Annotated in this window: 8 protein-coding genes; 7 read left to right on the top strand and 1 reads right to left on the bottom strand. The window is 69.3% G+C overall.

From position 1 onward, the window contains the following. Positions 1 to 3 precede the first annotated feature (3 nt). Entirely contained in the window at positions 4 to 1,389 is a 1,386-nt protein-coding gene (locus AC4OR5_RS10675) for an MFS transporter (RefSeq protein WP_058160470.1), read from the bottom strand. A gap of 140 nt (positions 1,390 to 1,529) precedes the next feature. On the opposite strand from AC4OR5_RS10675, the gene AC4OR5_RS10670 reads away from it, so the two are divergent. The 7 genes from AC4OR5_RS10670 to AC4OR5_RS10640 all read left to right on the top strand — a co-directional run bounded on the left by AC4OR5_RS10670 (position 1,530) and on the right by AC4OR5_RS10640 (position 12,495). Then, positions 1,530 to 2,432 (top strand): LysR family transcriptional regulator, encoded by a 903-nt coding sequence (locus AC4OR5_RS10670; protein WP_023094081.1) that lies wholly within the window; start codon positions 1,530 to 1,532, stop codon positions 2,430 to 2,432. A gap of 261 nt (positions 2,433 to 2,693) precedes the next feature. Then, complete coding sequence (locus tag AC4OR5_RS10665; RefSeq protein WP_058160397.1) at positions 2,694 to 5,651, top strand: TonB-dependent receptor; 2,958 nt, start codon at positions 2,694 to 2,696, stop codon at positions 5,649 to 5,651. A 3-nt stretch (positions 5,652 to 5,654) separates the two neighbouring features. Then, positions 5,655 to 7,463 (top strand): extracellular solute-binding protein, encoded by a 1,809-nt coding sequence (locus tag AC4OR5_RS10660; protein ID WP_015503012.1) that lies wholly within the window; start codon positions 5,655 to 5,657, stop codon positions 7,461 to 7,463. A 1-nt stretch (position 7,464) separates the two neighbouring features. Further along, complete coding sequence (locus tag AC4OR5_RS10655) at positions 7,465 to 8,538, top strand: microcin C ABC transporter permease YejB (RefSeq protein ID WP_058160398.1); 1,074 nt, start codon at positions 7,465 to 7,467, stop codon at positions 8,536 to 8,538. A gap of 1 nt (position 8,539) precedes the next feature. After that, on the top strand, positions 8,540 to 9,556 hold the full coding sequence (locus AC4OR5_RS10650) for an ABC transporter permease (protein WP_023126071.1): 1,017 nt from the start codon (positions 8,540 to 8,542) through the stop codon (positions 9,554 to 9,556). Position 9,557: 1 nt separating this feature from the next. Continuing rightward, complete coding sequence (locus AC4OR5_RS10645; protein ID WP_003109649.1) at positions 9,558 to 11,168, top strand: ABC transporter ATP-binding protein; 1,611 nt, start codon at positions 9,558 to 9,560, stop codon at positions 11,166 to 11,168. Positions 11,169 to 11,313: 145 nt separating this feature from the next. Beyond that, the gene (locus tag AC4OR5_RS10640) at positions 11,314 to 12,495 is read left to right on the top strand and encodes an aminotransferase class V-fold PLP-dependent enzyme (protein ID WP_058160399.1); all 1,182 of its coding nucleotides are present in this window, start codon (positions 11,314 to 11,316) and stop codon (positions 12,493 to 12,495) included. The last annotated feature ends 191 nt before the right edge of the window (positions 12,496 to 12,686 follow it).

Genomic DNA, 12,686 nt, shown 5'->3' with positions numbered 1-12,686 from the left:
GGATCAGCCGCGACTCGGCTGCAACGCCGCGGGCTCCTCGCGGCGCAGGCGCAGGGCCAGGGCGGCGCCGAACAGGGCGAGCAGGGCGCTGAGCGCGGTCACCCATTCGATGCCGCGCGCCTGGCTGGCCAGCAGGCTGGCGGCATCGGCGCCGCGCACCTGGGTGTTGGCCAGCGCCACCAGCAGGGCCAGGCCGAGCGCGCCGCCGATCTGCTGGGTCATCGAGGCCATCCCCGAGGCGACGCCCTGTTCGGCGGGATCGACGCCGCTGGCGGCGCTGACCCACATGGCGGTCCAGGTCATGCCCTGGCCGACGCTGAGGATCACGATGGCCGGCAGCAGCGCCAGGAAGCCGCGCCCCAGCGGTAGGCACGCTGCCAGCAGGCTGAGCCCGAGCGCGCCCAGCAGCAGGCCGGCGACCAGCGTCGCGCGTGCCCCGTGGCGGGCCAGCAGGCGCTCGGCGACGCGGATGCCGAGGGTGCAGAGCAGAGTTGCCGGGAGGAACGCCAGGCCGGTCTGCAACACGCTGTAGCCGTACACCGACTGGAAGTAGATGGCCAGGAAGTAGTACTGCACGCCGTAGCTGCTCATGAAGATCGCGGTCAGCAGCATCGCCACCTGCAGGTTGCGGTTGCCCAGCAGGCGCAGCGGCATCAGCGGGTCGCGGCTGTAGTGTTCGATGGCGAGGAACGCCAGCAGCAGCGGGACGGAAAGGTAAAGTCCGAAACGTACCGAGGGCGCATCCCAGCCCGACTCGGGGCCCTGGACCAGGGCGAAGACCAGCAGGGTGGCGCCGGCGGTGACCGTCAGCGCGCCGGCCAGGTCGAAGCGCCGGCCGCGCTGGCGCCGGGCGTCGGCCGGGATCAGGCGCAGGGCGAGCAGCGCCGCGGCGCCGGCCAGCGGCACGTTGACCAGGAAGATCGAGGCCCAGCCGAACAGCTCGGTGAGCGCGCCGCCGAGCGCCGAACCGAGGGCCAGGCCGAACGCCGAGGCGATGCTCCAGATCGCCAGGGCACGATTGCGCGCCGGGCCCTCGGCGAAGTGATTGCCGATCAGCGCCAGGGTCGCCGGGAACAGCAGCGCGCCACCCAGGCCCTGCACGGCGCGGGCGAGGATCAACGGCAACTCGCTCTGGGCCAGGCCGCCCGCGAGGGAGGCGAGGGCGTACAGGCTTTGTCCGAGGACGTACATGCGGCGCCGGCCGAGCAGGTCGGTGGCGCGCCCGCCGAGCAGGAGGAAGCCGCCGAAGGCCACCGTATAGGCGCTCACCACCCATTGCAGGCGTTGCGCCGAGAAATCCAGCGCCCGGCTGATTTCCGGCAGGGCGACGAACACGATGGTGGCGTCGAGGGCGATGATCAACTGCGCGCAGGCGAGCAGGGCGAGCATCCAGTTGGAAGGGGCGGCACGGTCCGTCACGGCGGGACTCCTGGTCTGGGTTGGGCGCGGCCAGTGTTTCTCATGCTGGAATCGTGATAAATAGCCTCTCCGTCCTTTCACTGATGAAAATAATCATCGATGAGATCGCCATGGACCTGAATGCCGTCAAGTTGCTCGCCCGCGTGGCCGAGACCCGTAGCTTCACCCAGGCCGCCGTTTCCCTCGGTCTGACCCAGTCCGGCCTGTCGCGCGCCATCGGCCGGCTGGAAGCCGAACTCGGCGTGCGTCTGCTGCACCGCACCACCCGCAGCGTCAGCCTGACCCCGGACGGCCAGCTGTTCTACGAGCGCTGCGCACCCTTGCTGGCGGAGCTGGAGGAAGTCGAGAAGTTGCTGGTGGACCGCCAGTGCGCGCCGAGCGGCCCGCTGAAGATCACCACCCCGCAGGCGCTCGGGCGGATCGTGATCATGCCGGCGCTGCGCGAACTGACCCGGCGCTACCCTCAGTTGCAGATCGAGGCGGCGATGACCGATCGCCTGGTCGACCTCACCGAGGAAGGCTTCGACGCCGCCGTGCGTCTCGGCCGGGTCGGCGACGTGCGCCTGATCGCCCGGCCGTTGGCGGCGTTGCGTTGGGTCACGGTGGCGTCGCCGGAATACCTGCGCAGTCACGGCACGCCGGAGCGCCTGGAGCAACTCGCCGGGCATAACTGCCCGACGGTGCGCGACCTGCACACCGGCAAGCTGCTGGAATGGCAGTTCCAGCGCGACGGCCAGCCGCTGAGCCTGGCGGTGCGCGGCGACCTGGTGCTGGACGTGGCCGACGCGCTGGTCGACGCGGCGCTGGTCGGCCAGGGCATCGTCCAGGTGATGGGCTTCATGGCCGAGGAGGCGATCCGCCGGCGTCGACTGGTACGCATCCTCCAGCCCTTCGAACCGCCGCTGTGCCCGGTGTCGCTGATCTACCCGCCGTCGCGGCAGTGCTCGCTGAAGATCGGCGCGCTCTACGAGGAACTGAAGAGCGCGCACTGGTGCGGGGCGCTGACGTACTGACCCGAGGGCGGCAGGGCGGATAACGCCGTGTTCGGACCGGCGGATAGCCGCAAGCGGCTATTCGCCCTACGCGGGGCAAGGCCGGTAGCGGAGCTGGGGAAGATTGTCGGGTAGGGCGAATAACGCCGGAGGCGTTATCCGCCGATACGCCTGTTCGCCTGCGTTTATAAGCTCAGAACAAAGCGTTCCAAGCTGGCCCTGCAAATCTCCCGCGCTCATCGCTCATCCCCTGGAAACCATGTTTTCGGGGGGAACCGAACGATGCCGCACCATGCTCCATCCACACGCCTGCCTTCCAGCCTGGCCCTGGCCGCGCTGCTCGCGGCGGCCTACGCCGCGCCGCCGGAGGCTCGTGCGGAGACGCCCGCGCTCGCCGCCAAGGCGCTCACCTTCGACGTCGCCGCCGGCCCGCTGGACCAGGTGCTGCTAGGCATCTCGCGGCAGAGCGGCTTGCTGATCTCCTTCGAGCAGGCGTTGGTGCGCGGCCGGCAGGCGCCGGCGGTGCGCGGTCCGCTGAGTGTCGACCAGGCCCTGGAACAGGCCCTGCGCGGTAGCGGCCTGCAGTTCCGCCGTTCCGAGCGCGGCGCGGTGATTTCCGCCGCGCCGCTGCGCGCGGCCGTACCGGCGGCGAAGGTGCAGCCGCTGGCGGCGAACGCGGAGCAGACCCTGGAGCGGGTGGTGGTGACCGGCTCGCGGATTCCCCGCGCCCAGCAGGAAGGACCGTCGCCGGTCACGGTGATCAGCAGCGAGGAAATCCAGAACCGCGGCTACCGCAACGTCTTCGAGGCCTTGCAGACGCAGACCCAGAACACCGGCATGACCCAGGGCGAGGACTACGGCAACACCTGGCAGCCGGCGGCCAACGCCCTCAACCTGCGCGATCTCGGCCCCAACCACACGCTGGTGCTGATCAACGGCCGGCGCGTCGCCGACTACCCGACCGCCTATGGCGGCTCGGTGAACTTCACCAACCTGGCGAACATCCCGGCGGTCATGATCGACCGCATCGAGATCCTCAGCGGCGGCGCCTCGGCGATCTATGGCTCGGATGCCATCGCCGGGGTGGTCAATATCGTCCTGAAGAAGAAATTCGATGGCGTCGACGTCAACCTGCGCGCCGGCACCACCGAGCGCGGCGGCGGCGACAACCAGCGCCTGCAACTGGTCGGCGGCGGTGCGACGGGCGACTTCGAAGGCCTGTTCGGCCTGCAGGTCGAGCAGCGCCAGCCGGTCTGGGCCAACCAGCGCGGTTTCATGGACAGCTACCCGGACGGCAACAACGTCGGCTACCGGCTGAACCCGCAGAGCGGACGCTACCTCGGCGACGCCTCCTGCGCCGGCCTCGGCGGCCTGTTCGGCGGCAACGTGGCGCCGGTGCCGGGCGCCAGGGGTGGCTATCGCTGCATGACCGACCAGTACTACAACAACTACTGGACCCTGCAGACCAAGAAGGAAAACTACGACGGCTACGCCGGCGGCACCTGGCACCTGAGCGACAGCGGCAAGCTGTTCGCCGACCTGCTGTTCGGCTTCGACCACCTGCAGAACAACACCCGCGGGCCGTCCTTCACCTCGCCGGACTTCATCAATGCCTCCAGCGGCGACCTGGAGCGCTGGTACCGGCTGTTCTCGCCCGAGGAGATCGGCGGCAAGAGCAGCAACAACAGCAAGTGGCGCGAGGTGTCCTGGACCGGCACCCTCGGCTACAGCGACCGCGTCGCCAATACCTCCTGGGAATACGAACTGGCCGCGACCCGCTCCGAGTACCGCAGCGACCGTACCACCCGCTACACCCCGGCGGCCGGGATCCTCGACCTGTACCTGGGCCGCAAGCTCGGCGAACGCGACGGCTACCCGGTCTACGATCCCGATCCGGCGCGCCTCGGACGTCCGCTGAGCGAGGAAGAGTGGCGCAGCCTGCGGCGCAACGTGACCCAGCACAGCGAGTCCTACTCGCAGACCTACAGCTTCACCGGCAACGGCGAGCTGTTCGACCTGCCGGCCGGCCCGGTGGCCTTCGCCGGCGTGCTGGAGGTGGGCAAGCAGGGCTACAGGATCCGCCCCGATTCGCAATACAACGACGGCTCCCTCTACAACGTCTCCAAGGCCAGCAGCTCCGGCGGCTCGCGCGACCGTTACGCCGCCGGCGGCGAATTCAGCATCCCGCTGCACGACACGCTGCTGGCGTCCGCCGCCGGCCGCTGGGACCAGTACAGGTTCAGCGGTCGCACCGAGGAGCAGACCACCTACAACCTGGGGCTGGAGTGGCGCCCGCTGACCAGCCTGCTGCTCCGCGGCAGCTACGGCACCAGCTTCCGCGCGCCGGACCTGAACTACATCTACCAGGCCGACGCCAACGGCTACTACCCGGCGCAGAAGGACTACTACGGTTGCGAGAAAGGCGTCGACGGCGCTTGCAAGAACGGCCGGGTCGACTACGTGCAGAGCGGCACGCCCGACCTGAAGTCCGAGCGCGGGCGCTACTGGGGCTACGGCTTCGTCTGGTCGCCGTCGAGCAGGTTCGACTTTTCCGCCGACTACTACCACATCCAGATCGACGACCTGCTGACCACCCTCGACCCGGACAAACTGCTGCGCGACGAGGCGGCCTGCCGTAGCGGCGGGCTCGATCCGGACTCGGCGCAGTGCCGCGACACCCTGGCGCGGGTCGAGCGCAACGCCGGCGACGCCAGCGTCGATCCGAATCGCCTGAACAAGGTCTACGTCAATGCCATCAACGCGGCCAAGGAGCGCACCAGCGGCATCGACCTGCGCAGCAACATCCGCTGGGGCGCCGGTGACTACGGCGCCTTCTCCTCGACCCTCGGCTACACCCTGGTGTTGTCCCACGATTACCAGCAGTCCGACGACTACCCCAGCGAGAACCAGCGCGACAGCCTCGACTCCCACGACTGGCGCAGCAAACTCAACGCCAGCCTGACCTGGGACTACGCACAGTTCACCTCGACGCTCTTCGCGGTGCGCTACGGCAGCGTTACCAACGCCGCTGGCAGCGGGCGCCTGAGCCCGTGGACGGTGTTCAACGCCAGCGCCCGCTACCGGCTCAACGAACGCGCCAGCGTCGGCCTGACGGTGAACAACCTGCTCGACCAGATCAAGGAGGACGACTCCGATGGCTGGCCGTACTATCCCACCGGCAACTACGACGCCATGGGCCGCCAATGGTGGCTGGACTTCAGCTATCACTTCGGTGGTTGAGCCATGCCCGGACGCATCCTGGTCTTCGCCTGCTGCCTGCTCGCCAGCCTGGCCCGCAGCGAGCCGCGCCATGCCATCACGCTCTACGACGAGCCGGCGAAATACCCGCCGGGTTTCCAGCACTTCGACTTCGTCGACCCGCAGGCGCCCAAGGGCGGCAGCCTGCGGCGGATGGAAAGCGGCAGCTTCGACACGCTGAACCCCTTCGCCAACCGCGGCACGCCGATCAGCATGACCCAGGCCGCGCTGATCTACGAAACCCTCGGCTTCCAGTCGCTGGACGAGCCGTTCACCGAATACGGCTACCTGGCGCGCTACATCGAGAAAGCCCCGGACAACAGCTGGGTGCGTTTCCATATCGATCCGCGGGCGCGCTTCAGCGACGGCGTGGCGGTCACCGCCGAGGACGTGAAGTTTTCCTTCGATAGCCTGGTCGAGCAGGGCAGCCCGTTCTGGCGCGCCTACTACAAGGAGGTCCTCGAGCCGGTGGTGGAGGACCGCCTGCGCATCCGCTTCGACTTCCGTCATGCCGGCAACCGCGAACTGCCGCTGGTGCTGGCCCAGCTCTACGTGCTGCCCAGGCATTGGTGGCAGGGACGCGACTTCAACCGCAGCAGCATGCAGCCGCCGCTGGGCAGCGGACCTTACCGGCTGGAGAAGGCCGAGGCGGGGCGTTCGGTGAGCTACCGGCGCAACCCCGACTGGTGGGCTCGCGACCTGCCGGTCGGGCGTGGCCTGTACAACTTCGAGCGGATCCGTTTCGACTACTACCGCGACAGCGGCGTGGCCTTGCAGGCGTTCAAGGCCGGGCAGGCCGACATCAATGTCGAGACCAGCGTCAAGGCCTGGAGCAGCGGCTACGACTCGCCGGCCCTGCGCGATGGCCGGTTGCGCCAGGAGAGCTTTCCCTACCCGTACCCGGCCAGCCTCCAGGGCCTGGTGTTCAACCTGCGCCGGCCGCTGTTCGAGGACCGCCGGGTACGCCAGGCGCTGAGCCTGCTGTTCGACTTCGAATGGACCAACCGACAGCTCTTCGGCGGTCGCTACAAGCGCCTGCGCAGCTATTTCGACAACTCGGAGATGGCCGCTCGCGGCCTGCCCGGCGCCGACGAGCTGGCCTTGCTGGAGCCGCTGCGCGGGCAGATCCCCGAGGAGGTCTTCGGCCAGGCCTACGCTCCGCCGGTGAACGACGGCAGCGGCGATATCCATGAGCGCCTGGTGCAGGCCTACCGCCTGCTCGGCGAGGCCGGCTGGCATGCCGTCGACGGACGCCTGCTGGATACCGCCGGACGGCCGCTGCGCTTCGAACTCCTGCTCCAGGGCAAGGGCCTGGAGCGCGCGCTGCTGCCGTTCCAGCGCAACCTGGCGCGGATCGGCATCGATATGCGCCTGCGCCAGGTGGACGCTTCGCAATACATCGAGCGCATACGTGCGCGGGACTACGACATGATCGTTTCGAGTTTCTCCCAGTCCAATTCGCCGGGCAACGAGCAGTACAGCTTCTGGCATTCCTCCAGCTACGCCGATCCCGGCGGCTACAACCGCATCGGCCTGAAGGACCCGGCCATCGACCGGCTGGTGCAGGCGGTGGTCGAGGCCGACTCGCGGGCCGCCCTGGAAACCGCCGTGCGCGCCCTCGACCGGGTGCTGCAATGGGGCTACTACCTGATCCCGACCTGGTATTCCGACGAGGTCTGGATCGCCAGCTGGAATCGCTTCGGCCGACCGCCGCAGGCGCCGCGCTACAGCCTGGGGCTGAACACCTGGTGGGAAGTCCGCGAGCGGGCCGCGCCGAGCCGGGAGGCGCAGTGACATGGGCGGCTACCTGTTGCGCCGCCTGGCGCTGATCCTGCCGACCCTGCTGGGCATCCTGCTGATCAACTTCGCCATCGTCCAGGCCGCACCCGGCGGGCCGGTGGATCAGGCCATCGCGCGCCTGCAGGGCGTCGACGGCGGTGGCCCGCTGGGGCGTGGCGGGGAGGGTGGGCATGGCGCTCTGGAAGCGCAGCGCCACGGCGAGACCGGCATCGATCCGCAGCTGGTGGCCGCCCTGGAGCGCCAGTACGGCTTCGACAAGCCGCCGCTGCAACGGCTCTGGCTGATGCTGTCGAGCTACGCCCGGCTGGATTTCGGCGAGAGCTTCTACCGCGACGCGCGGGTCGTCGACCTGATCGCCGAGAAGCTGCCGGTCTCGCTGTCCCTGGGCTTGTGGGCGACACTGATCACCTACCTGGTGTCGATTCCCCTGGGGGTGGCCAAGGCGGTGCGCCACGGCAGCGCCTTCGACCTGTGGAGCAGCGCGCTGGTGGTGGTCGGCTATGCGGTGCCCGGCTTCCTCTTCGCCATCGTCCTGATCGTGCTGTTCGCCGGCGGCAGCTACCTGGACTGGTTCCCCCTGCGCGGCCTGGCTTCCGAGGGCGCCGAGCGCCTCGGCGCGCTGGCGCGCTTCGCCGATTACCTCTGGCACCTGGCGTTGCCGGTGGGTTCGCTGGTGGTCGGCGGCTTCGCCAGCCTGACCCTGCTGACCAAGAACAGCTTCCTCGACGAGATATCCAGGCAGTACGTCGCCACCGCCCGCGCCAAGGGCCTCGGCGAGCGCCGGGTGCTCTACGGCCACGTGTTCCGCAACGCCATGTTGCTGGTGGTGGCCGGGCTGCCGGCGGCGCTGGTCTCGGTGTTCTTCACCGGGTCGCTGCTGATCGAGGTGCTGTTCTCCCTCGACGGCCTCGGCCTGATGGGCTACGAAGCGGCGCTCGGCCGCGACTACCCGGTGGTGTTCGGCAGCCTGTTCATCTTCACCCTGCTCGGGTTGCTGGTGAAGCTGGCCGGCGACCTGGCCTACAGCCTGGTCGACCCGCGCATCGACTTCGCCGCGAGGAAACAGTGAGATGGCCATCGTCCTTTCCCCGCTGAACCGCCGCCGCCTCGCCGCGTTCCGCGCCAATCGCCGCGGGCGCCTGGCGCTGCGGCTGTTCCTCGCGCTGTTCGTCGCCTGCCTGTTCGCCGAGCTGATCGCCAACGACCGCCCGCTGCTGCTGGAATACCGTGGCCAATGGTTCCTGCCGGTGCTGCGGGACTATCCGGAAACCGCCTTCGGCGGCGAGCTGCCGTTCCCGCCGGACTACCGCGGCCGCTTCATGAGCGAACGCATCGCCCGCGACGGCTGGGCGCTGTGGCCGCCGATCCGCTTCGACGCCCGCAGCATCAACTACGCGCGCCCGGCGCCGGCGCCGCCCTCGGCGGAGAACTGGCTGGGCACCGACGACCAGGGCCGCGACGTGCTCGCGCGGGTGATCTACGGCCTGCGCCTGTCGATCCTCTTCGCCCTCGGCCTGACCCTGGCCTCGTCGTTGCTGGGAATCTGCGCCGGCGCGGTGCAGGGCTACTACGGCGGCTGGATCGACCTGTTCGGCCAGCGCTTCATCGAGGTCTGGTCGGGTCTGCCGATGCTTTACCTGTTGATCATCCTCGCCAGCCTGGTGCAGCCCGGGGTCGGCTGGCTGCTGGCGATCATGCTGCTGTTCTCCTGGACCAGCCTGGTCGACGTGGTTCGCGCCGAGTTCCTTCGCGGTCGTCACCTGGAGTACGTCAAGGCGGCGCGGACCCTCGGCCTCGGCGACGCCGGGGTGATGTTCCGGCACATCCTGCCCAACGCCATGGTCGCGACCCTGACCTTCCTGCCGTTCCTGCTCTGTGGCGCGGTGACCACCCTGACCGCCCTGGACTTCCTCGGTTTCGGCCTGCCGCCCGGCTCGCCGAGCCTTGGCGAACTGGTCGGGCAGGGCCGCGACAACCTCCAGGCGCCCTGGCTCGGGCTGACCGTGTTCGTGGTCCTGGCGACCTTGCTCAGCTTGCTGGTGTTCATCGGCGAAGCGGTGCGCGACGCCTTCGATCCGAGGACATGAGATGAACCGGGAACTGTTGCGAGTGGAAAACCTGAGCGTCGCCTATGGCGACACGCAGGTCGTGAAGGGGATCGACTTCAGCCTGCGCGCCGGCGAGACCCTGGCCCTGGTTGGCGAGTCCGGCTCCGGTAAGTCGCAGACCGCCCACGCCCTGCTGCGCCTGCTGCCGGGCGCGGCGCGCCTGGGCGGCAGCGTGCGCCTGGACGGCGAGGAACTGCTCGCGCTGTCGCCGCAGGCATTGCTGGCGATTCGCGGGCAGCGCATCGGCATGGTATTCCAGGAGCCGATGACCTCGCTCAATCCGTTGCAGCGCATCGGCCGCCAGGTCGGCGAGGGCCTGCGCCTGCATCGTCGCCTGCGTGGCGCCGCGCTGCGCGAGCGGGTGCTGGAACTGCTCGAACTGGCCGGCCTGGAACAGCCGCGACGTCTGTTCGAGGCCTATCCGCACCAGCTCTCCGGCGGCCAGCGGCAGCGGGTGATGCTGGCCATGGCGCTGGCCTGCGAGCCGCAACTGCTGATCGCCGACGAACCGACCACGGCTCTCGACGTTACCGTGCAGAAACGCCTCCTGGAGCTGCTGCAAAGCTTGCAGCGACGGCTGGGCATGGCGATCCTGCTGATCAGCCACGACCTCAACCTGGTGCGTCGGGTCGCCGACCGGGTCTGCGTGATGCGCGATGGCCGGATCGTCGAGGAGAACGCCTGCGAGACGCTGTTCCGTTCGCCCCGGCATCCCTACACGCGGCTGCTGATCGAGGCCGAGCCGGGTGGCCTGGCGGAGCCGGTGGCGTGCCGCGAGACCTGCCTGGAGGTGCGCGCGCTGAGCCTCGACTATGCCGCGCCCGGCGGCTGGCTGCGCCGGCGCGCGGGACTGCGCGCGGTGCACGAGGTCAGCCTGCGGCTGCGCCGTGGCAGCACCCTGGGGATCGTCGGCGAAAGCGGTTCGGGCAAGTCCTCCCTCGGCCAGGCGCTGCTGCGCCTGTTGCCGGCCGAAGGGCAGATCCTGTTCCAGGGCGAGCGCCTCGACCGGCTGCACGGCAAGCGCCTGTTGCCATTGCGCCGGCAGTTCCAGGCGGTGTTCCAGGACCCCTACGGCAGCCTCAACCCGCGCCTGAGCGTGGAACAGATCGTCGGCGAAGGCCTGCGTATCCATGGCATCGGCGATGCCGGCGAACGCCGCGCGCGGGTGCTGGAGGCGCTGCGCGAGGTCGGTCTCGACGAGCCTTGCCTGGAACGCTATCCCCACGAGTTTTCCGGCGGCCAGCGCCAGCGCATCGCCATCGCCCGCGCGCTGGTGCTGAAGCCGGCGCTGATCCTGCTCGACGAACCGACCTCGGCGCTCGACCGCAGCGTGCAGTGCCAGGTGGTCGAGCTGCTGCGTCGGTTGCAGCGTCGCCACGGGCTGAGCTACCTGTTCATCAGCCACGACCTGGCCGTGGTACGCGCCCTGGCCCACGACATCCTGGTACTCAAGGACGGCCGGGTGGTGGAGCAGGGCAGCGCCGCGGCGCTGTTCAGCCAGCCGCGCCACCCCTATACCCGCGAGTTGCTCGGAGCGATACCCGCGCTGCGCCTGGAAGAGCACCTGCGGGTGGCCGGGCTGGGAATCTGAGGCGGGAAACCATGCAGACTCTAAGGATGTTCCGAAAGGTTCTTTCCAGACGCCCCGGCGCTTTTCTTAAGATCGGCCTGCGGGCCCGTCAGGGACAAGGAGCCATGTCGGCTTCCGGGGCCGTTCGATCGATTGGGGGAATGCGATGAGTTCGTTACCGTTGTACTTCGATTACGCCGCCACCACGCCCGTGGACGAGCGCGTGATCCGGGCCATGGTGGAGTGTCTCGGCTACCAGGCGTGTTTTGGCAATCCCGCGTCGAACTCCCATGCTTACGGCCGCCAGGCGCGGCGGGCGGTGGAGCGGGCCAGGGAGCAGGTGGCCGCGCTGGTCGGCGCCAGCGCCGGGCAGATCGTCTGGACTTCCGGCGCCACCGAATCCAACAACCTGGCCCTCAAGGGCGTGGCCCAGGTGCTGGACACGCCCGGCCACCTGATCACCAGTCGCCTGGAGCACAAGGCGGTGCTGGACACCGTGCAGCAACTCGCCGATGACGGCTGGAGCGTGACCTGGCTGGCGCCCGGCGCCGATGGCCTGATCCGGCCGGAACAGGTGGAGGCGGCCTGGCGCGCCGATACCCGCCTGGTGTCGCTGATGCGGGTCAACAACGAACTCGGCACCCTGACCGACATCGCCGCCATCGGCGAACGGGTGCGCGAGCGCGGTGCGCTGTTCCACGTCGACGCGGCGCAGGCCAGCGGCAAGGTGGTGATCGACCTGGGCCGCCTGGCGGTGGACCTGATGTCGTTCTCCGCACACAAGACCTACGGGCCCAAGGGCATCGGCGCGTTGTACGTCGGGCCGCGCGCCGAGCGCCGGCTGAAGGCGCAGATCCACGGCGGCGGACACGAGCAGGGCCTGCGCTCCGGGACCCTGGCGACCCACCAGATCGTCGGCATGGGCGAGGCCTTCGCCCTCGCCGGCGAGCTTTTCGAGGAGGAGGGCAGGCGCATCGCCGGACTCCAGCGGCGTCTGCTGGAGGGGCTGGCGCAGATCGACGGCTGGCACTTGAACGGCAGCGCCGACGCACGCATCGCGCATACCCTGAACCTGACCTTCGACAACCCGGCCTTCGTCCCCCAGGCGCTGGAGTCCAGCCTGGCGGTGTCCAGCACCTCGGCCTGCAACTCGGCGCGGCCGGCGCCGTCCCACGTGCTTCTCGCCCTCGGCCACGACGCCGCCAGCGCCGGCCGCAGCGTGCGCCTGAGCCTCGGTCGCTACACCCGCGAGGCCGACGTCGACGCGGCGGTGGCCGCCCTCAAGGCCGCGGCGGATAGTGGCGCGCCGGCGTGGCAGCCGTTCCTCGGGGTATCCAGGGCAGGCTGAGCGGCCGGCTCGACCCGCCCTCGCCGAAGCCAGGGGCTGCGGATAACCGCGAAGCGGTTATCCGCCCTGCGGCTCCAGGGGTTTTTCGTCTTTGCCGTCATTTCCCGGCAATGCGCGCTTGGCGGATCATCCAGGTTGGGTATCATGCGTCGCCATTCCCATCCACCGCCGACGGAAGTCAGGCTTTGCCT

It is taken from the genome of Pseudomonas sp. YA1 (assembly GCF_058680555.1).
Note: the sequence above shows the minus strand (reverse complement) of the source record. Positions and strands in the feature narration are given on the sequence as shown.